This window comes from Rhodoflexus caldus, assembly GCF_021206925.1.
GTDB classification, from domain to species: Bacteria; Bacteroidota; Bacteroidia; order Cytophagales; family Thermoflexibacteraceae; genus Rhodoflexus; species Rhodoflexus caldus.
The window spans coordinates 44,932-66,062 of sequence record NZ_JAJPRF010000015.1 but is presented as its reverse complement, the minus strand read 5'-3'; the positions used below and the strand labels follow the sequence as shown (position 1 = coordinate 66,062).

Sequence of the window (21,131 nt, the reverse complement as noted above, 5' to 3'; positions counted from 1 at the left end):
TGTGTTGGAGTAGTACTTGCGACTACTGTCCTTTTTCCTCCAAAGTTTTGAGTACACCATGGAGAATGTTTCCACCGCTTTGCAGCGCACCGATAACGTTGTTGGCAGGTGATTGCAACAAGCCAATAACGTCTCCGATAAGGTCAGCCTTAGACTTCAAGTTGGCGAGAGTATCCAACTGGTTGTCGCCGATGAAGAGATCGAAGTCGATGGAAGCACCCTTCAACAGCGGCTTAGGATTATCTTTCTTACCGGATTTCTTGCGGAACTCTTTCAGCACTTCGGCAGGTAACTTAGGGTTTTCAGGTGAAAACATAATACCTGAAAATCCTTTCAATACAGTGCCGTCAAATGAACTGAAATCGCCTTTACCAAGACCTATTAACGCTTTCTTAATCAGCGAGTTCTTTACTACGCGATACTCAATGCCTTTTTGGAAGCACAAACGACGGAAATCGTTGGTTTGCTCCACAGTCATACCTGCGGCATCGGTAATATAAAAGTTAGGCGTATTGGAGAGCTTTTCGGTCAGTTCTTCTACAATTGCGAATTTTTCTTCCCTTGTCATGTTCTTCTTGTTTTACAGTCCGGGAATGCTTGTTTTGTCCACTTTCACGCCGGGACTCATCGTGCTGGAAAGGTGGATGCTTTTTACGTAAGTACCTTTGGCCGTAGATGGCTTCAGTTTCATGATAGTGTTCAACACCTCTTTTGCGTTATCGCGCAGTTGCTCAGGTGAGAAAGAAACTTTGCCGATGCTTGTGTGAATAATGCCGGTTTTATCAACTTTAAAGTCAATTTTACCTTGCTTCACTTCGCGCACCGCCTTACCTACTTCCATAGTTACGGTACCGGATTTAGGGTTAGGCATCAAGCCGCGAGGGCCTAATACACGACCTAACTTACCGATTTTCGCCATAACAGTCGGCATGGTGATAATCACGTCAATATCAGTCCAGCCGCCTTCAATTTTAGCGATAAAGTCATCCAGACCTACGTACTCAGCGCCGGCTTCGCGAGCTTCAGCTTCTTTATCAGGTGTGCAAAGTACCAATACGCGTACTTCCTTACCTGTACCATGTGGCAGAGCCACCACGCCACGCACCATTTGGTCAGCTTTGCGCGGATCTACGCCCAAACGAACGTCGATATCCACGGAAGCGTCAAACTTAGCATAGTTTACCTCTTTTACCAGAGCAGAAGCCTCATCGAGCGTATATTCCTGTGCAGGATTATATTTTGCAAGTGCTTCTTTTTGCTTTTTCGTCAATTTTCCCATTGTTCAGTTCCAATTTCAGTTTGCAGTAAAACACTTACATTACGCCCAAGGAGCCGTTCCGGTAACGGTCAAGCCCATGCTGCGTGCAGTGCCGGCAACCATTTTCATTGCAGACTCAAGCGTAAAGCAGTTAAGGTCAGGCATTTTGGTTTCGGCGATGGTTTTGATTTGATCCCATGAAACGGATCCCACTTTGTTACGGTTTGGTGCAGGAGAACCGCCTTTTACCTTGGCAGCTTCCATCAGTAAGATTGCAGCGGGTGGGGTTTTGATAACAAAGTCAAAAGACTTGTCAGCATAAACGGTAATCACTACCGGCAACACCATCCCCATTTTGTCTTGCGTGCGGGCATTGAACTCTTTGCAAAACTGCATGATGTTCAAACCTTTGCTACCCAACGCAGGGCCAATAGGAGGCGCAGGGTTTGCCTGACCACCTTTTACCTGCAATTTTACATAGCCAGTTATCTCTTTTGCCATAATTACAGTTCTTTAGAAACTTGCATGTAATTCAACTCAACGGGGGTATTGCGTCCGAAGATTTTTACCATCACGTTGAGCTTTTTCTTTTCTTCGAATACTTCTTCCACAGTTCCGGTGAAGCCGTTGAATGGCCCATCCATTACTTTAACTGTTTCGCCTACATGGAAAGAAATATCATGCTTAATTTCGCTTTCGTCGGTATCGTCTATCTTACCGAGAATGCGATTGATTTCCGATTCACGCATGGGACGCGGCTGTGCGTTGGGGCCTGCACCTTCCACATCAAGAAAGTTTATCACTCCCGGAACGCTTTTGATGGTGTGAATAATCTCACCATTGCTCAGGTTAGCCTGAACAAATACATAACCGGGGAAGAAGTTTTTCTCGACAGCAACTTTTTTGCTTTTGCCGTCTTTCATCTTGCGGATCTGATACACCTTCTCGGAAGGAGTCAGCACCTGACTAATGTACTCACCGAGGTTATGAATAGCCACTTCTTTTTCAAGGTAAGACTTTACCTTTTTCTCTTGGCCACTCACTACCCGAAGTAAATACCAATCCAGCTTGCTGTCGCTCATACGAATCGAAAATTTTTCATTTGCTTATTTGCTTGTACGCTTATTCCGTGGAAGCAAGTCCTGGGAGAAGCAAGACTCGGAATATCACACAAGGCAAACGTGCATTAACCTTGGAAAGATTTATAGAACCAATCCAAGCCTTTGTCAAACAGGAAATCTACCAAACCGATAACCAAAGCAAATATCAGGGAGGCGATGAGCACAAGAATTGAGTTGTTTTGCAACTCGCTGTACTTCGTCCATGTTACATGCTCGGTCATTTCAGTTTTTGACTCCTGCAAGAATTCAATGACTTTTTTCATTGGTCAGTCTGTCTATTTATTGAGACATTGCACGGGTGGCAGGGATCGAACCCGCAACCTACGGTTTTGGAGACCGCCACTCTACCAGTTGAGCTACACCCGTTTCACTTTTTTGGAGTGCAAAATTAATAGCTTTGTTGTGATATACAAACGGTTGCACAATTTTTATTGTGAAAAATTGCGATTTAGCAAGGCTTCTATCCATTCGGGATGTACGATGCGGATGTAAATACCTGCGACAACCAGTAAGGTAAGGGTTATGCCCCACCCAAAGCCCCACCACCAGTTGCTGCGGGCTTTTTGTTTCATCGTTTGCTGCAAAGTGGTGATTTTCTGCTCATAAGCAGATTTTTCACTTGCTGAAAGAACGGGAGCATTTCCTGTTGCACTAATTTGTTCCTGCAACTGCTTAATTTGTGCGTCCAATGACTCAATGTATTGCCGCTTTTCGGTAATAGCGTGGTCTTTTTCTTCTATTGACTGATGCAGTTGCCGCAAAACGGTCGGCAATTCTTCCGACATTTTGTGTAGGCGGTCAGCAGCCTCAGCCACGGGAACGTAGGTTGGCGGCGCGGGCGGTGGTTGTACCGTGCGGCGCGGCGAAAAAATGCTGCGTATCAGCAAGTAAATCATCAATAGAATGAGAAATACGGAAAATGCCATAAACAAGGCCACTTCCCGATTCTCCTGCGCAAGCCTTAGCAGTTGGTTGAATGTTCCCATGGTATCCGAAAAAATTGGCGAAAAATACAAAAAAATTTATTCGGTTACCTCTTCTTCGGCTTTCATTTGCTTTTCATACATCTCTTTGTAGAGTCCTCCTTGCAGCAGGAGTGTTTCATGTGTACCGCTTTCGGCAATGCGACCATTCTCGAGTATGATGATATGGTCGGCAAGTTTGGCCGACGACACGCGGTGGGAAATAATAACGGTTGTTCTGCCCTCCATAATGCGCTGCAAATTGTTCAGAATGGCATTTTCTGTTTTGGTGTCCACGGCAGAAAGGGCATCGTCCAAAATAAGGATGCGTGGGTTGCGTACAATGGCGCGGGCAATAGATACTCGCTGTTTTTGTCCGCCGGAAAGTGTGATGCCGCGTTCGCCGAGCTCGGTGGCAAACCCCTGCGGAAAATCTATAATGTTTTGGTACACGTCCGCATCTTTGGCGGCTTGTATCATGGTCTGCTCGTCTAACTCTGCCAAACCAAAGCCGATATTATTGGCAATGGTATCGGAAAACAGGAATACATCTTGCGGTACGTAGCCAATTTGCCTGCGATAACAAGAGATGTTGTAGGCAGGGACAGGCACACCATCAACTAATATTTCCCCTTCCGTAGGGTCATACAGGCGGCAAATTAGGTTGGCAATGGTACTCTTGCCGGAACCGGTCGCCCCCAAAATAGCCAATGATTCCCCGGGTTTGATGTCAAAACTGATTTGATGCAAGGCCTCTATGCCCGAATCGGGGTAGCGCAGGCTTACCTGACGAAATGAGATGCTGCCCGCTATTTCTTTTTCCAAATTTTGTGTGGAAACAATATCGGTTTTTGTATCCAGAAACTCATTGATGCGCTTTTGCGAAGCTGCTGCACGCTGTACAATGCTGGTAATCCATCCCAACGATGTTACAGGCCAAGTAAGCAGGTTGATGTAAATGACAAACTCGGCGATGTTGCCCGTAGTAATTGTGCCGCTCATCACTTCCATGCCGCCTATGTAAATGGTCAGGATGGTGCTTAAACCTATCAACGCCATAATTAACGGATGAAACAGGGCATTGACCATTGCCAAACGGAGGGAGCGGGTTTTGTATTCGTTGCTTTTGGCGAGAAACTGTTTGGCGGCATCTTTTTCCCGAACGAATGATTTGATGACACGGATGCCTGAAAATGCTTCCTGCACAAAGGTACTCATATCGGAAAGGCCGCGCTGAATTGCCTCTGAATGTCTGTTAATCAGGTTATTGACATAGTAAATGCTGACCGACAAAACAGGCAGTGGCAACAGCGACCAAATCGTCAGATTGACGTTAATGGTCAGCATGTAGCCGATGATGAGGATGAAGGTAATAATCATGTTCAACCCGTACATAATGGCAGGGCCTATGTACATGCGCACATGACCTACGTCTTCCGATATGCGCGCCATGAGGTCGCCTGTATTGTTGCGCCTGTAAAAGCTCAGGGGAAGGGTTTGGTAGTGTTCGTAAATGTCATTTTTCAGGTCGTATTCTATCAGGCGCGACATTACGATAATGGTTTGGCGGGTCAGGTAAAGAAACCAACCCCGCAGCAATGCCATGCTGACAATCACCACCCCGTACAGCAAAACAGCTTCTGCAAAAGCATCATAGAGCTTTTCCTGTGCTGTTGCCGATTGTTTCAGTGCAAGGTACACGTTGATGTTATCGCTCACAAGGTCAAAAGCGTAGCGAACCACCTGTGCAGGAATGATAGCAAAGACGTTGGAAATAACAACAAATACCGCTCCCCATATGAGATAGGAGCGGTATTTATATAAATAGCGATTCAGGTAGGCCAGTTCTTTCACATTACAAAGGTAGGGAAATTACCTCGTTTAAGTTCATCTATGGAAACAACTACGAATACCGACAGAAAGTTTTGCTTGGCTCGGTAAGCGGGTTTGGCGCATTTACAAATAAACCTGACAGGCTTTGAAGACTTATTAGGCTTATACCGTTGATTTTCAATACTTGATACAAATTTTCATCACAACCGATTATGCTTTACGGGCATTCATCCGAGTTTCTGCCAAAAGTTGTGTGCTTACGCAATGGATTTCATTTGTACCTATTTGGTGCGTATCCAATCCAGCGCGCTTTCGTAGGTATCAAACATTTTTAGTTGAAAGTCTCCGTTTGAAATATTCTCAGCTTTATGCTTCATACGGTTCAGCATAAACTCTACGAAAGTATCCTTTGGCAGAATAACCGCATTTACCGGAACATGGGCTAAAAATTCAGGCATTTTTTCATTATTGTAAGCCTGACTTTCGGGAGTTAATACTTTTGCTTGGCCGGTATCTGTAATAATTTTCACGCGCACATGCTTTTTAATGACAGCCAAATACTGGTCATAAATCTCCACGAATCGCTTGTGTGAAACAAAGCCGGTGAGTTTAAAATAAAGCCCCGGTATCTCGGGACGGTATTCCAGAAAAAAATCGGATAGATTGTAATAGGTTACTTTCTCCTTCGGATGTGGCACTATATTCATGCAGATGAAAAACTCGGGCAAAGATGCGCAAATTCCAACCAATTGCAAGCAATCGCCCTATTGCAAATAAAAAACGGGCAGTGACTGCATCTGCCCGTTTTACGTATCTGAAAGAAATTCAACTATTTGCGCTCACTTACAGGTACATAATTGCGCTCGGGAGCACCGATGTAGATTTGACGCGGACGACCGATAGGTTCTTTGTTTGCTGTCATTTCTTTCCATTGCGCAATCCATCCGGGCAGACGACCTAAAGCAAACATCACCGTAAACATTTCGGTCGGAATACCGATGGCTCGGTAGATGATGCCTGAGTAGAAGTCCACATTAGGATAGAGTTTGCGGCTTACAAAGTAATCGTCTTTCAGCGCATGTTCTTCAAGTTCCTTAGCAATTTCCAGCGTCGGGTCATTGATGCCCAATTTATTCAATACATTATCGCAGGCGGCTTTGATGATTCGCGCACGCGGGTCAAAGTTTTTGTAAACGCGGTGGCCGAAGCCCATCAGGCGGAAGTTGCTGTTTTTGTCTTTCGCCATGTCCACGTATTTCTTCACATTGCCGCCATCGGCTTTGATGCGCTCCAACATTTCAATTACTTCTTGGTTGGCACCGCCGTGAAGCGGCCCCCAAAGTGCGTTGATACCGGCAGCCACAGAAGCAAACAAGCCCACTTGGGAAGAGCCTACCATGCGAACGGTAGAAGCTGAGCAGTTTTGTTCGTGGTCGGCGTGCAAAATGAGGAGTTTATTGAGTGCATCTACTACCACAGGGTCGGCGGTGTAGGTTTCGGTAGGATAGGCGAACATCATGTGCAGGAAATTGGAGCAATAGTCCAGCGCATTGTTCGGATAGTTAAGCGGATGCCCCATCTCATTCTTGTAGCTCCAAGCGGCCAGTGTAGGCATTTTGGCAAGCAGGCGAATGATGTTCAGGTTAGTTCCTTCTGTTGTGCGGCTTTCAGGATAGAAGGTGCTCAACGCGCAGGTCAGCGAAGCCAGCACTGCCATCGGGTGTGCAGAAGCAGGGAAGCCATCATAGATTTTGCGGATGTCTTCATGCACCAATGTGTGTATCGTGATTTCACGCTCAAATGTGGCAAGCTGTGCCTGTGTGGGCAATTCTCCATAGATAAGCAGGTAGGCAACTTCCAAGAAAGAAGCATGTTCTGCCAGTTGTTCGATAGGATAGCCTCGGTAACGCAGAATACCTTGTTCACCATCCAAAAAAGTTACGGCACTTTTGGTTGCGCCTGTGTTTTTGTATCCGATATCCAGCGTGATGAAACCCGATTCATCGCGCAACTTGCTGATGTCTAATGCAAGTTCTTTTTCAGTTCCTTCTACTACGGGCAGTTGATACACCTTGCCTTCATAGTGAAGTTCAGCAAACTTTGACATTATGCGTTGTGGTTATGTGGAACGTTCAATTAATCAATAAAAATCGCTGGTAGCGAATTTAGTGTGATTTCTCTTAAAACTTCACCGGCTTGCGTTTGTTTGCAGCATTTTTTTGCAGCCATGTAAGCAAATCGTCATAATTGCTGTGCTCCAAATTGGCAAGATATACTTTTTGGCTGTTGAAAATCAGTTGCAGCTGCCTGTATGCATTGCCCCGCCCGGTGCGTACCTCATGCCAGCTTTGCAGGCTATGCCAAAAAAGTTTGATGCTGTGCCGTCGGGGAAATTTGTATTGTATTTCTATGCCGGAGCGGTCTGCCAGCAAAACAAAGTTTTTGCGCAGGGCAATAACGGCTACTAAAATAGACAGAAACAAAGCCAGCCAGATACCTATAAGTTGCAGCCAAAAACCGGCCTGCAAGTTGAAATTAAGAATCAGATACAGCCATATGCCTAATCCGCCTATGGCAAGCGTAAAAAGGGCATTGCGTAGTGCAGGTTTAGGCGTGCAGATAATCATAGTATCTTTCCTTTTTTACCGCAAAAACGCAGTGGTTTTTCGCAGTGTGTGCAGAGATTGGTTCTTCCGATAGCTTAAACGGTGAAAAATTTTTACTTACCCCATATTTTTTACGGCCGCCTCAATAATATCGCAGCACTGATGCAGTTCGTCTTCTGTGATGACCAACGGCGGCGCAAATCGGATAATGTTTCCGTGCGTAGGCTTGGCAAGCAGGCCGCGCTCTTTCATATCCAGACAAAGATTCCATGCTGTTTCGCTGTCGGGGGAGTCGTTGATGACAATGGCATTGAGCAAACCTTTGCCGCGTACCAAAGATACTTTGTCGGTCTGCTGAATCATGGCATTCATGCGCTCGCGGAAAATTTTACCCATGCGCTCGGCGTTTTCTGCCAGTTTTTCGTCTCTGACTACTTGCAGCGCAACGGTGGCTACGGCACAAGCCAGCGGATTGCCGCCATAGGTAGAGCCGTGCTCGCCCGGGCGGATGCAGTCCATGATTTCGTTGCGTGTAAGCACCGCAGAAACGGGATACACGCCCCCCGAAAGTGCTTTACCCAAAATCAGGATATCGGGTTTAACATTTTCATGGTCGCAAGCCAACAGTTTACCTGTGCGGGCAATACCGGTTTGTACTTCATCGGCAATGAACAGTACGTTCTTGGCGCGGCACAGTTCACTGACTTTTTTCAGATAACCATCTTGCGGCACAACTACGCCTGCTTCGCCCTGAATAGGCTCGAGCATTACGCCTGCTACGTTCGGGTCTTCCAAGGCTGCTTCCAGTGCAGGGATATCGTCGTATGGAATTACTTCAAAGCCGGGCATGTAAGGGCCGAAGTTGGTATAGCTTTTCGGGTCGGTGGAGCTGGAAATAGCCGCCATTGTTCGCCCCCAGAAGTTGCGCTTGGCAAAAATGATTTTTGCCTGATTGGCAGGAATACCCTTCACTTCGTATCCCCACTTGCGGCAAATTTTAATGGCAGTTTCTCCGCCTTCCACGCCTGTGTTCATTGGCAGCACGCGGTCGTACCCAAAAAATTCGGTGATGAACTGCTCATAAGGGCCGAGTTTGTCGTTGTAGAAAGCACGCGAAGTGAGTGTGAGCGTTTGCGCTTGTTCAACTAATGCCTGAATGATGCGCGGATGGCAATGCCCTTGATTAACGGCACTGTACGCAGAAAGAAAATCAAAATAGCGACGGCCTTCAACATCCCACAGGTACACCCGTTCGCCGCGGGCAAGCACTACGGGAATCGGATGGTAGTTGTGAGCACCGTAACGGTCTTCTAATGCAATCAGCTCTGAACTGGAAAGTGTGGCAAGCATAAAAATGAGTTTGTTTTTTCCAAAGTTACGGAATTAACCTTTGTCGTCTATGTATGCGTCTATTTCTTCGGCTACTTCGTCTTGGTCGGCTTGGTCTTCTTTGCCTTTGCTGAATGTATGGAGCAGGCAAGGCAGTAGCACAAGGTTGGTAACCATGGCCACAATCAAGGTGGAAGACGTGAGCGCTCCCAGTGCCTGCGTAGCGCCAAAGTCTGACCATGTAAAGATGATGAAGCCTGCAAAAAGTACAATGGAGGTGTACATCATGCTGATACCTGTTTCCTGAATGGCTATGCGAACACTTTCGGCCACGTTAAACCCTGTCAGTTTAAGCGCCTGACGATAGCGGGAAAGGTAATGTACGGCATCATCTACGGCAATGCCAAAGGCAATACTGAAAATCAATGCGGTGCTTGGCTTCAATGCGATACCAAGGAAGCCCATCATGCCTGCCGTCATCAAAATAGGCAACAGGTTGCTGGCAATCGTAATCAGCATGATGCGGATGTTTTTAAACAACATCCCTATGATAACCCCGATAAGCCCGATGGCCATAAAAAGACTTTGGCGCATGTTGGCAATCAAGTAATCGTTTCCTTTCAGGAAAAGCAGGGTCGTGCCTGTTACGTGGGCTTTCATTTCCGTACCTGCCAAAACGCTGTCTATTCGCGGCAAAATGGCGGCTTTCATGAGCGAATCGGTACGCAGCGAACCGATGTCGGCCACTTTGAGCGAAATGCGCAAGCGTTGCCCTGTTGTATCGGCAAAACTTCTGGCAAGTTCTCCGGCTTGCCCTTTTTGCCCGCGCGTGTAGCGTTCAATGGTCAGCAGTTCGCCCGATTGGGTCGGCAGTGCATAGGTTTCTTCAATTTTGACCGTTCCCAATGCCTGATTGGCAGCTTTTACGAAAGTAACCATAGAAAGCGGCGGCGAAACGTAGGGCAAGGTACGCAGCGAATCTTCCAGCAATGCTATTTTGCGCAGGCGTTTCAGGTCGCGGTTGGCTTTGGGCTTACCCGTATCTATCACAATTTCCAGCGGCATAATACCGGCAAAGTTGGCTTCAAAAAATGCCAAGTCTTTTATTACCATGCTGTCTTCGGGCAAGTCGTCCACCATGTAGGAAACTGCGCGGATACGCAGCATACCAACCACGGAGAGCGCCACCAACACCAAGCAAACAGCATATACTTTGGCGCGGTGCTTATCGGCAATGAGAATAAACAGGTCTAAAATGCGCTGCATGTTGCGGCGCTCCAAATGGCGCGTGTTACGCAGCGAAGGCGGCGGCAGATAGGAAAACACCGCCGGAATGAAAATCAGGCTGATAACAAATGTGTTGGCGATGTTGATGGCGGCTACCGTTCCAAACTCGCGCAGGATGGAGATATCAACTGTCAGCAGTACCAAAAAGCCAATGGCTGTGGTAGTGTTGGTAATCAGTGCTACAATCCCAATTTTTTTGATGATGTTTTTAAGCGCCAACTGCTGATTGTGTGTGTGGATATATTCCTGATGGTACTTGGTGAGCAAATACACGCAATTGGGTATGCCGATAACGACCAAAATAGGGGGCAACAGCCCTGTCAGCATGGTAATTTTGTAGCCCAAAATTCCCAGCGTTCCAAGCGTCCACACAACGACAATCCCGATGAGTATAACGGAAAAAAGTACCGGTGCAACCGAACGGAAAAACAGGTACATGACCACTAATGTTACGATGAGCGAAAGTATCAGGAAAATATTCAGTTCCTGCTTTACACTTTTGGCCACCACGGTTCGGATGTAGGGAATACCGCTGTAATGGGTTTGAATACCTGTTTCGGCAGAAAACTCCCCTGCCAAGCGAATCATTTCCAGCACCAACTTTTCGCGCGCCGATGTGCCCAGAATCTCGCGCTTCAATGCGGCTACTATCATCGTAGCGCCGTTGTCGTGGTTCCAGATTTGCCCTTCGTAAAACTTAATAAGTTGCGCCTGCTTCAAAAGGCTGTCCAATTCTTCCTGATTGCGCGGGGCAGGGTCAAAAATGGGCTTTACTTCAAACCGCTTGGCGGCTTCATTCTTCTGAATATCCTGCAAAGTAGGCAACGAAATCACCTGATTGATACCTTCCAGCGCCTGAATTTTAGTGGCAAGTTCCTGAAAGCGGCGAAAGTTATCGTAGCGATACAAGGCGCTATCTTTTAGGCCAATAATGAAAAGGTTGCCGTCTTCGCCGAAAGTTTGCAGAAAATCCTTGAAAAAAAGCATTTCAGGGTCATCCTGTGGCACCACCTTGACAAAATCGTAGGACATTTCAACTTTGCGCGCCTGATAGCCCATAAAGGCGGTTATCGTGAGCAGCAATACAATAAAGACAAGACGGTATTTCAGGACAATGTCCGCTATTTTTTCCCACATGCGACAGGAGTACCCCCAAGGGTTAGATTAGAAGTTTAACATTTTAATGGCTGTGGCGGCAGCTTCGTCGCCTTTGTTGCCATGTTTACCGCCCGCGCGGTCGAGCGCCTGCTCCAAGTTCAATGTGGTGATAACACCAAAAACAACAGGCTTGTTATATTTCAGCCCTACTTCGGTGATGCCATGGGCTACGGCCTGACAGATGAAATCAAAATGCGGCGTTTCGCCCTTAATCACACAGCCCAAGCAGATAACCGCATCAATATCTTTCCACTGTGCCATATACTGCGCACCAAGGCTCAACTCAAAACTGCCGGGCACATCTTTGCGGATGATGTTTTCCTCACGTACACCCGCATGCAGCAAGGTGCTGTATGCGCCGTTGTAGAGCCGTTCGGTTACTTCGCTGTTCCATTCGGCCACAACAATGGCAAACTTGCGGTCAGCAACGCCGCTCAAGTTCTTATTGGAAAATGTGCTGAGACTTTTCAGAGTAGAAGCCATAATACAGATTAGATGGATTGAAGTGATGAAAGTTTAATGAACAGTAGCTGCCAGCAAGTAGCGGGTGGTATCGGAAAAAAAGGTTTTTTGGTAGCCCTCCATCCGATAGGCCGACAACACGCCGTCTTTAAAATGCATTTGCAGATGCTTGCCGGTATGGTACAAAAGATTGGCTTGCGACAAATATGCCTCTATGTAGTCGGGGTTTTCAGGCGTACCGGAAATGACTAACAACTGCACGGGTTGCGAATTTTTTTTGGCTGTATACGTAATTTTTTCGGCAGTTTTACGCACTTCGTATTCCCCTGCCCATGCGGGCTTGTTAATGTCTGCCTCTTTGAACAATTGCAACTCCTGCGGCCAGTCTGCTGCCTGCGGCGCAAGTGTATCGGGCTTTGCATTGCCTGCCTGCAAAATTTTCAGGCTTTTGGCACGGCGCGAAGTCAGCAACTCCGCCTGTTGGTCTATTGCCGCTGCAACGGAAAAATACATAGTCTGCCTGCCCTCTTGTGAATGATTAGCCGAAGGCATACACCCTTCCGCAAGGAGCGAAAGACAAAATAAAATGGCAATTAACCGCTTCAAGGCAAGGATTTTTTTTTGCAAAATTATAGAATCCAATGCTTGGAAGAGGCAACTTTGCGGAAATTTAACTTATCAGCGGTATGGGATTGCGACTACCTGTCAAAATAAGCGGTGTAAATAACCTAAGCGATGCACGCTACTGCGCGGGCATGGGCGTACAATGGGTGGGTTTTTGCTTAGATGAGGCTGCAGCAGCTTACCTGCCGCCGGCCAAAGTAACCGAAATAGCAGGTTGGCTCGCCGGTGTAGAATTTATCGGCGAATTGGGCACTCGGGATTTACCGGAAAATATTGCTGATTATCCGCTGCACTACCTGCAAACCGATGCGCCCAAAAAACTGCACTCATTAAGCAGCTATGGCTTGCCACTCATTTTGCGCTTGACCGTTGATACGGTTGCAGACCTGCAAAATGCTGCTGCCGTAATGGCCGATTGCCAAAATTCCGCAGTGTTTTTCCTGTTAGAGGGCAACCTAAATCCCAATACTGCCGAAATACGAACAGCGCTGCACGCCATCTGCGAAAAATACCGTGTGGTACTTGGTTTGCCGTTTCAGGCTGAGGCGGTCAGTGAACAACTGGCAGCTATCCAGCCCTACGGAATCGCACTGCAAGGCGGATTTGAAATTAAGCCCGGCCTGAAAGATTTTGACGAAATCGCTGCCATTCTGGAAGTGCTGGAAGTAGAAGACGACATTTCGTATTGATTGCTTTTTCACTGTGCCTTTTTCTTTGTCTGCATCTTGTCGGCGTGTTGCAGTGCTTTTTTACTTGGTTTTCGCTTCCCTTTTTCGGTCAGCAGTTCGTTGAGTTTGATAATATCGGGGAAGTTTTCCTCGTTGAAGCCAATCATTTTACTTATTTCCTGCGGTTGAAAATCAATATCGCGCTGCGAAACTGTGATACCATTTTGGTCAAACAACAGGGTGATGCTCTGCGGAATTTGCAGGTTGAAATCTTCCCCGATGACATAAAAAGAATGTCGTTCTACTGTCAGGCGCGGCAGTTTTTCCCAGTCGGCGCTGAGAGGTTCAGGTATGCCGTCTGCATAAAGATGGCCGCCATTGGCAGCAGTCAGCCGCACATAGTCGGAATTGATTAGCCGAAATTTTTTACCAAACAAGTTAAAATTAGTGTTGCACAAAATCACATCTACGGGTTGGGTGAGTTGCGTCATCAGGCGCAGGTCGCGCACGGGCGAACGGTTATCGGCAATGAGATAGCGGCGGGCTGCCGAAGGGTATTTTTGCTCGGCAGCTATCAGTGCCTCTATATCATTTTCGGGGGTATCTACACCATTGCCGTCCTCTGCTACTTTGCGCATCATGCGATACACCTCTTCCATATCGCGGGGGTTAGCGTGGTAAATGCCGCCCGTTTTGCCTATCTTTTTACTTGCGGGAGGCGCATTGCCGCCGTCATTGAAAAATACAAAAGCAGTGGCGCTTTCCTCTTCTTTGGCAAAAAATTGTTGCAAAATCACATCTATGCCGTAGGGATACATACTACCCGTCCAATCCATCACAATAACGCTGCCTGCAAGCCGTTCATGTTCGCTGAAGAAGTCGCGGACGACTGTTTCCGTATAGTCAGGGCGGCGATAGAATCGGGAGATACGGTCGCGCAGCTGTTGCCTTTGCAGGACTGCCTCAGCCCGTTCCCATGCCAAATGCGAAGTGTCGGGTGGTTTCAGTTCCACATGAAAAACCACACCGTGGAACAATGCCGCTGCTTGTGTGCGGTTATTGGCTGCCGTTTGTCGCACGGCTCGCCACTGTACATTAGGGCGGTTCAACTTCGGAAAACGCTGCAACACCGACTTAATCCTTGCTGCAAGTAGCTCATAGTAGTTAATATCCCACTTGCGGATGTCTTTGGGATACAGGCTGAACACAATATCTACTCCCGTGATGCGGTACACCTGTTTAGGCAATTGCAAAGGCTGCCAGTTGATTGTGCCTGCCTCATAGCCAAAAACAGCATGGGGCAAAATGCCGTGCAAAGTATCACGTGGCAAGTCCACCGTCGGAAAACGCTGCAACCACCATTCGGCATGGCGACGCGGCTCTGTCAGCACGCTATCGGGAATTTGCGCTGCGGCGGATAGTTGTAAACAAACACCCCATAATAATAAAACTATTTTCATTAGCACTAATATTACAGGTATTTCTCAAAAGGTTTTACAAACCGCTCAATCATATCGGCAGCCCGTTTATTGGCCTGATTAACAAAATGTTTTAAATAAGCTCGCGCCCATTCTTCCATAGACCCTTCAAAGTTTTGCTCTAAATCGGATACATGAAATTGTATTTGCATAGCTGCTGCCCAGTTGATGTAAAGCGTATCAGGTAAGGTCTTGAACAGACAGGCAAAGTGAACATCCCGACAAACCAATTGTTCATTTTCAAGTTCCCAGTCTATTTCAATATAATTGATGGTAAAGTTATCAAACTCTTGATTGTCAATCATTTTACCACAAAATTGTGCCAACTTAAAAGCTGAAATAATATTAGGCGGCTGGGCAGATTTTGATATGTTGCGAGTTTTTACATCAATAATTTCATAAAATCCGTCTTTTACCACCAGAATATCTGCCGTGTCATTTTGTTTTTCGTCAAAAGGATTTTCAACACTCCACTTATCGGTAGCGTTTTTACCGCGGCTCAGTAAAAACATAACTGTTGGCGAATCAAATAAAGCTTGCCTTGCTTCATAACCAATTGTTGCAGGATTTTTTCTGAATAAGTCATTCAGGTATTCATATTGCCTGAATGTATTTGCAGGCAGTTGCTCTTTAATCATATGATAAACATGCTTATCAAAAGGTTCACCTGCTGCATGTCCTGCTATATTTCCCGACAGAGGTTTGGGTATAGATATACCTCTCAACTTTTCAGCTAATTCAGTGTAGCGAACTTTCATATATCCAGAAGTTGGATAAACAAATTATTAATTTCTTTCAGCAAGCCATGATTTCTTTCAGATAAAAAGTTCTGTGTAAGAGAAGTTATCTTTTCATGCAGTTGAACTTCGCGGGAATCATGCCAATTAATTTTCCTAAATGGAATACTTGCAATAGGCTTTTCTGAAAACTCTACAATATTGCCCTTGATGATTCCATTGTATTTCAGCCAGTTAAATATGGCAGGATGATTCAGATAAGCCAGAATATATTCTACGCTTTCCTGAGTAGTCGTTTTTTTGAAAATCGCCGTAACATCCTGTGTAGGAAAAACACCCTCATTGACTAATGCAAAGCGAAAGTGATTTTTGTTGGAAATACGTTCTTTGCAAGGTACAAAGATGCGTTTTTCGGGTCTATTAAACAGACTAATATTTCGCAGAAAAACCCATTCCCAATAATTGATTTTACGATTATATTGATAACGTTTTGTTAAATCAATCTTATACGGTTGTAAATGAGAATAGAAATTAGGGTAAAGCTCCTGTAATTTATCTTCCGAAGCAATATCTCCAACAAATATATACTTTGTTGTTTTGTTTGCATAGAAAGGCTTCAAATCTTTTGCCTTCACTACATGAATTGTAGCAGCCTTTTCATACTTCGTAAAATGGCACTCATCTATATGCTCACTTATTTGAAATGCTTTATCCAAGCCGCTTACCAATCCATTGCCAATATCACAAAATTCACCGATTGTATAATATACCGGTTTTTCGCTTTCAAATAAACTCAATGACAGATTCATAGGCGGCTTTCGGCAGGCAGTTTCTATCTTTTGCAGTTCGTTTTTTACTTCGTCTGTTGCCAATAGCCAACGTTCATTAATTTTAAATTGTGAAATTTCTAAATAAACAGCATCTTCAATACTATTTTTTTTCTTTAAATTTTCCAGTGTTTCCTTGGTTAGTTTTCGGTTGGCATAAAATTTTGTTACTTTAATTTTTTTGTCTTTTTTCTTTGTTTTTACAAACTTGAAAATTACAACCGATACGGTAACTTTATCAAAAATCGGGGTTTCATTAAAATGATATATTTCTTCAAAACAGCCATTTTGAATCATATAATTTCGCAGAGAAACGGAATGTGTCGTATTCATCCAATATTCAGGACAAATAAATATCAGTTGTCCGTTTTCATTCAGCAATTCAATTGATTTGAGTATGAAAATATACAGATAATCGCAGAGTGAATTAAAATATCGGTTCCAAAGCGGATTTACTGCAAGCTCTGCTTTCAGCTCTTCTTCCAAATTTTTCCATCGGATATAAGGCGGATTCCCTATAATTAAGTCAAACTTTTCGCTAATCTTTGCTGCAACAAAACTTTCATAATTGACAAAAGGAAATTCTGTAGCTAAATCCTTATCTATTTCATAAGCTGTTATATCCTGAAAGCCTTTCTCCTGTAATAATTTGAGAAAGACACCCTCACCGCATGAAGGCTCTAAAATTTTAGATGTCGGCGTTATATGCGCCATATCTATCATAAATTCGGCAACTGCTTCAGGTGTAAAATATTGTCCAAACTTATTTTTTCGGCTTTGTGCCGATAATATTTCTGCTTCCATTTTAGTTGTTATTTGATTTCATCCCCCAATGGTGGACATGGACTCGCTTACAGGCAAGTGATTGCTGCGGTTGCGTTCTGCCTCAAAGCCATCTTTGGGGCGTTGGCTGAAAGCTCGGCGCAAGGCTGCTTCTACGGGTGCATCGTCGTGCGGATATTGGCGCAGCAGGTCGCGGACGTTGAGTACGCCATCGTCATAAAGGCAGGTTTTCAGCGTACCCTGTGCCGTAATGCGGATGCGGTTGCACATGCCGCAAAAAGTACGGCTGAAAGCGGCAATAATCCCGATGTTTCCCTGAAAACCCGGAATGCGATAGTTCATAGACGTGCTGAAAGGCTCGTCAGGGATTTTCTCAATGTCGGGGAAAGCCTCTTGCAGCGTTGTCAGAATTTTGCGATGATGCCAAACCAGCACAGGGGCATGAGCGCCTTCGCCGTTGAAGGGCATTTCCTCAATGAATCGCACATCTACCGCGTGGTCGCGGGCAAAGGTCGCCAGCGGGATAATGTCTTCCGTGTTTTGCCCATCCATCACAACGGCGTTCAGCTTGGTTCGGATGCCGTGTTGCAGCAGGCTGTGCAGCGTTTCCATCACACGCGGCAGTTCATCACGGCGAGCGATGCGGGCAAATCGTGCACGGTCTAAACTGTCTATGCTCAAATTGACCGAATCAATCCCCATTTTTGCCAATGCCGGCACGTGTGGTGCGGTCAATACGCCGTTGGTAGTCAGCGTAATTTTTCGGATGCCTTCAGTCTGCGACAGGCGTTCTAAAAAAGGCATCAGGTCGCGGCGCACGAAGGGCTCACCGCCCGTGATACGCACTTTGCTGATGCCCATGCGCGCCAGCAATGCTGCAAGCCGCAGCATTTCCTCGTAGCTAAGGAGTTCTTTTTTAGGCAGATACTGAATACCGTGCTCAGGCATACAGTAGAAGCACCGCAAGTTGCAGCGGTCGGTAACAGCCAGCCTGACGTAGGTAATCGGGCGGTTGTGGTTGTCGTATAGTACAGGCGGCTGCATGGCTTATTTTACTTTGCGGTGTTTTTGCAAGTAGGCTTTGGCTTCTTTGTAGGTCGGATGTTTCTTCTCGGCATGGTCTATGATTTTTTCATAATACTTTTTTGCCTGTAAAATATTTTTTTCCGCATCTGCCATTTGCGCCAGTTCGGAAAGCGCATACAAATAGTAGCCCGCTTCGTATGCTTTAGCCTTTTCGGAAAACTCTACCGTGCGCTCATAATATTGCTTTGAACGGGCTTTGTCGCGGTAGGCAACGCGGTACAAATGCGCCAGATAGAAACTTGCATAGCGCCCGCTGACCTCCTCATAACCTGTTTCGCCGTTGTCAATTTTGTCTATGATGCTTTTGGCAACGCTTTCCAGTTCGTAGAATTGCCCGCGCTGGTAGAGCAGCCGCGCGTAGTAGCGGTGAAAATACGGATTATCGGGGAAAGTTGTATGCAGGTAGCGGGCAGTTTCAAAGGCCTTGTCGGGCATACTCTCATCGCCGTATATGCGCATAAGAAAGTTCATGGCCTCTGTTTTGGTATAGAATGCCTCTGCCACTACTTTTTCCAATTGAGCAATACCCAGTGCTTTGTCGCCCTTTTTAAAAAACCAAAGTACAGGCCTTAAAATGGGGTAATTTTCAGGCACCCAGATGGAATAATAGTTATACAACCCATCGCCAAAGAGCAGCTCGGGGCTGAGGTCATTCTGGTCGGCAGCCAGCTCCATGTATTTCAGGGCGCGTTTGCCTGCAAAAGTGGCCTTTGTCCATTGTTTGCGGTCAGAATAGAGCCTACCCTTAAATCCCCATGCACCAGCCAAAAAGAAAGCTGCTTCTATTTTCTGCTTGGGTCTGCCGTTGTCTAACAATTTTTCGCCTTTTTCTATGGCACTGTCCAAATAAGCCAGAAAACGGTCGTCGTATTGCGTATTGTCAGGATTGGGCATGATGCGCCACCATTGGCTCAAACCCATCAGAAAGTAGGGCAGCGGATGTTCGGGATAGGTACGCCGCAACCAACGGAAAATACTTTCTGCCTGCCGGAACTTGAAATTGTACATATCGTTGATGGCCTGCGTACACTCTACCTGAATGGCAATGTTGGTCAGCAGCATTTCCACACTGTCCTGATGGGGCAATTGCTGGGCACGCACACCCGTGATGGAGCATCCAAGCGATGCGCAGCATATAACCACGAGAGAAGCAAGGCGGAACAGGATACGATTCATAAAGCGGATTTTACTGCAAAAATAGGCACAACTCGGCCTTCCATTGACTAACTATTATTCTGTTGCAAAGGTTGCACCATTTGCGCTTATGTGTGGCCGGGTAAAGATAGTAGTTGAACATGCTGCACCTTACATCAACAAGAGCTAAGCACCAAAATTTAAGGCAAGTACTTTTGCTCCGCTTCCCGATAAGCCTTTATTAGGTACATTTGTTAGTTGTTCCTCACTTGATTTGTTTTCTTGGTATCCTATTATTGTAAACTCTTCCAAGGCTTTTTTATTATAGGCTTTCCAACCGCCACGAAAATCGCGGCTTGAAACTGCAATGAAATCTGCTAATCGTTGCGAATTCAGTTGCTCTAACAAAAACCCATAGTCGCCTTGATATTTGATACAATAACCCGAATAAAATGTGGTTTCTTCATTTTCTACCAAAATGAAATTGGGCTTATTATTGATTGGTGAAAATAAAATTTTCTTGCCAAAACTCGTATCTAATCCCTGACTTCTGCCGAAGGCATACCATGCTACCGGATTAGGTTTCCCATTATCTCTTTTATCCAATTCATCTTTTACACTTAAAAGATAGCTATATGCCAAAGGGTATACAGCTTTCAGAGTTTCTTCGGGTATGATTTTGTGTTTTCCATTCACTTTTTGGTAAGGAAATAAAATGTACTGATTAATTTCGTCTGCACTGCTTTTTAGTTTTGAGGCTTTGATTATGGGTTTCAAGATTGCCTTTTCTATCTTTACCAAACCTTTAAAATGTGTTTTTGCCAATACAAAATCAGAGTCATTTTCAATTTCTTCGACTGAAAAAATATAGGCTTTATCGCAAAGGGTAGTAATACCCACATGAATATTACAAATATCTTTCAATTTTACACCGTCTTGCTCTACATTTGGATTAGTGCTCAACTGCCAAATTTTTTGATTTTTGATTTCTTCAAAACTTATCTCCCTTATTTCAAATTCTTTAGGATTTTTAGCTTGTTCAAAAATAAAACTTTCATTAGATTGTCTACCAAAAATAGTAATGGCACTATACGTAGTAGCGTTGTCAAATAATTGAATATCAGCATAATTAGTGATTTTTGTTATGCTTTGTTTATTGGCAAAGTAGGCACGCATAAACTTGGCAGTTTCACTATAAAAAAATGTATTAGGTGTAATTAGTCCGCAAACTCCATTTTTTTCTAACAAAAAATTGCACAATTCATAAAAAGCAATGTAGGTATCGGTAGAACCACTTTTACAAAATTTATAAAAATTTTGTAAAAAAATTCGTTCAGCTTCTTCCAAATGCTGTATGCGAATATAGGGCGGATTGCCTATAATAAAATCAAACTTTTGCGTGTCAAACTCAATAATTTTTTTCAACGAATTGCAAACTTGAATGTTCCAATTCACTTGTATATCCAAAGGTTTTATCAATTCATTCAAATTTTCAAGGCAATACGCAATGGCTTGTTCATCAATATCCCAGCCGTAAATTTTTTCTAAGTTCTTTTGTAAATTCTCTTTTGGGGAAAGTTCAATAATTTTCTCGGCTACCACCACCAAAAAACGTCCGTCCCCACATGAGGGGTCTAAAATTGTCTTTCCTAAACTATTTGGATTATCAAAACCAATATCATTCAATATTTTTTCTACCACAAAACGGGGCGTATAAACTTGCCCTAATAGTTTTTGATTATCGTAAGTTTTAGTCAGCGAAGCCATAATTTTTTTAT

21 protein-coding genes and 1 tRNA gene are annotated in these 21,131 nt (G+C 45.0%); 1 reads left to right on the top strand and 21 read right to left on the bottom strand.

The features are described 5' to 3' along the window. Positions 1-22: 22 nt before the first annotated feature. The 15 genes from rplJ to NDK19_RS13950 all read right to left on the bottom strand — a co-directional run bounded on the left by rplJ (position 23) and on the right by NDK19_RS13950 (position 12,622). Positions 23-568: a 50S ribosomal protein L10 gene (gene rplJ, locus NDK19_RS14020; RefSeq protein WP_250632528.1), complete on the bottom strand. Its 546-nt coding sequence runs from the start codon at positions 566-568 to the stop codon at positions 23-25. Between the two features lie 12 nt (positions 569-580). After that, a complete protein-coding gene (gene rplA, locus NDK19_RS14015) occupies positions 581-1,279 on the bottom strand; it encodes a 50S ribosomal protein L1 (protein ID WP_250632527.1) in 699 nt (232 codons plus the stop codon). 39 nt (positions 1,280-1,318) lie between these two features. After that, positions 1,319-1,759 carry a 50S ribosomal protein L11 gene (rplK, locus tag NDK19_RS14010; protein ID WP_250632526.1) on the bottom strand — a complete coding sequence of 147 codons (441 nt, stop codon included), beginning with the start codon at positions 1,757-1,759 and terminating at the stop codon, positions 1,319-1,321. 2 nt (positions 1,760-1,761) lie between these two features. Beyond that, positions 1,762-2,340 (bottom strand): transcription termination/antitermination protein NusG, encoded by a 579-nt coding sequence (gene nusG, locus NDK19_RS14005; protein ID WP_250632525.1) that lies wholly within the window; start codon positions 2,338-2,340, stop codon positions 1,762-1,764. 104 nt (positions 2,341-2,444) lie between these two features. Continuing rightward, positions 2,445-2,642 carry a preprotein translocase subunit SecE gene (gene secE, locus NDK19_RS14000; protein ID WP_250632524.1) on the bottom strand — a complete coding sequence of 66 codons (198 nt, stop codon included), beginning with the start codon at positions 2,640-2,642 and terminating at the stop codon, positions 2,445-2,447. Positions 2,643-2,672: 30 nt separating this feature from the next. Then, positions 2,673-2,745: transfer RNA gene (locus tag NDK19_RS13995), tRNA-Trp, on the bottom strand. 62 nt (positions 2,746-2,807) lie between these two features. Next, the gene (locus tag NDK19_RS13990; RefSeq protein WP_250632523.1) at positions 2,808-3,365 is read right to left on the bottom strand and encodes a hypothetical protein; all 558 of its coding nucleotides are present in this window, start codon (positions 3,363-3,365) and stop codon (positions 2,808-2,810) included. A gap of 36 nt (positions 3,366-3,401) precedes the next feature. Then, on the bottom strand, positions 3,402-5,195 hold the full coding sequence (locus NDK19_RS13985) for an ABC transporter ATP-binding protein (RefSeq protein WP_250632522.1): 1,794 nt from the start codon (positions 5,193-5,195) through the stop codon (positions 3,402-3,404). Between the two features lie 260 nt (positions 5,196-5,455). After that, a complete protein-coding gene (locus tag NDK19_RS13980) occupies positions 5,456-5,881 on the bottom strand; it encodes an STAS/SEC14 domain-containing protein (protein ID WP_250632521.1) in 426 nt (141 codons plus the stop codon). Positions 5,882-6,003: 122 nt separating this feature from the next. After that, positions 6,004-7,281, bottom strand: coding sequence for a citrate synthase (locus tag NDK19_RS13975; RefSeq protein ID WP_250632520.1), 1,278 nt, complete (start codon positions 7,279-7,281; stop codon positions 6,004-6,006). A gap of 73 nt (positions 7,282-7,354) precedes the next feature. Continuing rightward, a complete protein-coding gene (locus NDK19_RS13970) occupies positions 7,355-7,801 on the bottom strand; it encodes a hypothetical protein (protein WP_250632519.1) in 447 nt (148 codons plus the stop codon). Positions 7,802-7,897: 96 nt separating this feature from the next. Further along, the gene (gene rocD / locus NDK19_RS13965) at positions 7,898-9,130 is read right to left on the bottom strand and encodes an ornithine--oxo-acid transaminase (RefSeq protein WP_250632518.1); all 1,233 of its coding nucleotides are present in this window, start codon (positions 9,128-9,130) and stop codon (positions 7,898-7,900) included. A gap of 33 nt (positions 9,131-9,163) precedes the next feature. Further along, positions 9,164-11,533: an efflux RND transporter permease subunit gene (locus NDK19_RS13960; protein ID WP_250632517.1), complete on the bottom strand. Its 2,370-nt coding sequence runs from the start codon at positions 11,531-11,533 to the stop codon at positions 9,164-9,166. Between the two features lie 27 nt (positions 11,534-11,560). Next, positions 11,561-12,037: a 6,7-dimethyl-8-ribityllumazine synthase gene (ribH, locus tag NDK19_RS13955; protein WP_250632516.1), complete on the bottom strand. Its 477-nt coding sequence runs from the start codon at positions 12,035-12,037 to the stop codon at positions 11,561-11,563. Between the two features lie 33 nt (positions 12,038-12,070). Next, positions 12,071-12,622: a hypothetical protein gene (locus NDK19_RS13950; RefSeq protein WP_250632515.1), complete on the bottom strand. Its 552-nt coding sequence runs from the start codon at positions 12,620-12,622 to the stop codon at positions 12,071-12,073. Between the two features lie 80 nt (positions 12,623-12,702). Here NDK19_RS13950 and NDK19_RS13945 point away from each other — a divergent pair, with 80 nt between their 5' ends. Continuing rightward, on the top strand, positions 12,703-13,329 hold the full coding sequence (locus NDK19_RS13945) for a beta/alpha barrel domain-containing protein (protein WP_250632514.1): 627 nt from the start codon (positions 12,703-12,705) through the stop codon (positions 13,327-13,329). A gap of 8 nt (positions 13,330-13,337) precedes the next feature. Here the strand turns inward: NDK19_RS13945 and NDK19_RS13940 are convergent, their stop codons facing one another. The 6 genes from NDK19_RS13940 to NDK19_RS13915 all read right to left on the bottom strand — a co-directional run bounded on the left by NDK19_RS13940 (position 13,338) and on the right by NDK19_RS13915 (position 21,120). Beyond that, on the bottom strand, positions 13,338-14,768 hold the full coding sequence (locus NDK19_RS13940; protein WP_250632513.1) for a hypothetical protein: 1,431 nt from the start codon (positions 14,766-14,768) through the stop codon (positions 13,338-13,340). An 11-nt stretch (positions 14,769-14,779) separates the two neighbouring features. Next, positions 14,780-15,544: a HincII family type II restriction endonuclease gene (locus tag NDK19_RS13935; protein ID WP_250632512.1), complete on the bottom strand. Its 765-nt coding sequence runs from the start codon at positions 15,542-15,544 to the stop codon at positions 14,780-14,782. Then, positions 15,541-17,154, bottom strand: a complete 1,614-nt coding sequence (locus NDK19_RS13930; RefSeq protein WP_250632511.1) for an Eco57I restriction-modification methylase domain-containing protein — start codon at positions 17,152-17,154, stop codon at positions 15,541-15,543. The genes NDK19_RS13935 and NDK19_RS13930 overlap by 4 nt, the downstream gene beginning before the upstream one ends. An 18-nt stretch (positions 17,155-17,172) precedes the next feature. Then, positions 17,173-18,177: a GTP 3',8-cyclase MoaA gene (gene moaA / locus NDK19_RS13925; RefSeq protein ID WP_250632510.1), complete on the bottom strand. Its 1,005-nt coding sequence runs from the start codon at positions 18,175-18,177 to the stop codon at positions 17,173-17,175. Between the two features lie 3 nt (positions 18,178-18,180). After that, positions 18,181-19,395, bottom strand: coding sequence for a tetratricopeptide repeat protein (locus NDK19_RS13920; protein WP_250632509.1), 1,215 nt, complete (start codon positions 19,393-19,395; stop codon positions 18,181-18,183). Positions 19,396-19,539: 144 nt separating this feature from the next. After that, positions 19,540-21,120, bottom strand: coding sequence for an HsdM family class I SAM-dependent methyltransferase (locus NDK19_RS13915; RefSeq protein WP_250632508.1), 1,581 nt, complete (start codon positions 21,118-21,120; stop codon positions 19,540-19,542). Positions 21,121-21,131 lie beyond the last annotated feature (11 nt).

What these genes read in the sequence shown, in the direction of transcription:
- ribH (WP_250632516.1), bottom strand. Translation starts at nt 12,037, where the DNA reads ATGGCTTCTACTCTGAAAAGTCTCAGCACATTTTCCAATAAGAACTTG.
- NDK19_RS13930 (WP_250632511.1), bottom strand. Translation starts at nt 17,154, where the DNA reads ATGGAAGCAGAAATATTATCGGCACAAAGCCGAAAAAATAAGTTTGGA.
- NDK19_RS13970 (WP_250632519.1), bottom strand. Translation starts at nt 7,801, where the DNA reads ATGATTATCTGCACGCCTAAACCTGCACTACGCAATGCCCTTTTTACG.
- NDK19_RS13940 (WP_250632513.1), bottom strand. Translation starts at nt 14,768, where the DNA reads ATGAAAATAGTTTTATTATTATGGGGTGTTTGTTTACAACTATCCGCC.
- secE (WP_250632524.1), bottom strand. Translation starts at nt 2,642, where the DNA reads ATGAAAAAAGTCATTGAATTCTTGCAGGAGTCAAAAACTGAAATGACC.
- NDK19_RS13960 (WP_250632517.1), bottom strand. Translation starts at nt 11,533, where the DNA reads ATGTGGGAAAAAATAGCGGACATTGTCCTGAAATACCGTCTTGTCTTT.
- moaA (WP_250632510.1), bottom strand. Translation starts at nt 18,177, where the DNA reads ATGCAGCCGCCTGTACTATACGACAACCACAACCGCCCGATTACCTAC.
- NDK19_RS13935 (WP_250632512.1), bottom strand. Translation starts at nt 15,544, where the DNA reads ATGAAAGTTCGCTACACTGAATTAGCTGAAAAGTTGAGAGGTATATCT.
- NDK19_RS13990 (WP_250632523.1), bottom strand. Translation starts at nt 3,365, where the DNA reads ATGGGAACATTCAACCAACTGCTAAGGCTTGCGCAGGAGAATCGGGAA.
- NDK19_RS13945 (WP_250632514.1), top strand. Translation starts at nt 12,703, where the DNA reads ATGGGATTGCGACTACCTGTCAAAATAAGCGGTGTAAATAACCTAAGC.
- rplK (WP_250632526.1), bottom strand. Translation starts at nt 1,759, where the DNA reads ATGGCAAAAGAGATAACTGGCTATGTAAAATTGCAGGTAAAAGGTGGT.
- NDK19_RS13975 (WP_250632520.1), bottom strand. Translation starts at nt 7,281, where the DNA reads ATGTCAAAGTTTGCTGAACTTCACTATGAAGGCAAGGTGTATCAACTG.
- NDK19_RS13915 (WP_250632508.1), bottom strand. Translation starts at nt 21,120, where the DNA reads ATGGCTTCGCTGACTAAAACTTACGATAATCAAAAACTATTAGGGCAA.
- rplJ (WP_250632528.1), bottom strand. Translation starts at nt 568, where the DNA reads ATGACAAGGGAAGAAAAATTCGCAATTGTAGAAGAACTGACCGAAAAG.
- NDK19_RS13980 (WP_250632521.1), bottom strand. Translation starts at nt 5,881, where the DNA reads ATGAATATAGTGCCACATCCGAAGGAGAAAGTAACCTATTACAATCTA.
- NDK19_RS13920 (WP_250632509.1), bottom strand. Translation starts at nt 19,395, where the DNA reads ATGAATCGTATCCTGTTCCGCCTTGCTTCTCTCGTGGTTATATGCTGC.
- rplA (WP_250632527.1), bottom strand. Translation starts at nt 1,279, where the DNA reads ATGGGAAAATTGACGAAAAAGCAAAAAGAAGCACTTGCAAAATATAAT.
- rocD (WP_250632518.1), bottom strand. Translation starts at nt 9,130, where the DNA reads ATGCTTGCCACACTTTCCAGTTCAGAGCTGATTGCATTAGAAGACCGT.
- nusG (WP_250632525.1), bottom strand. Translation starts at nt 2,340, where the DNA reads ATGAGCGACAGCAAGCTGGATTGGTATTTACTTCGGGTAGTGAGTGGC.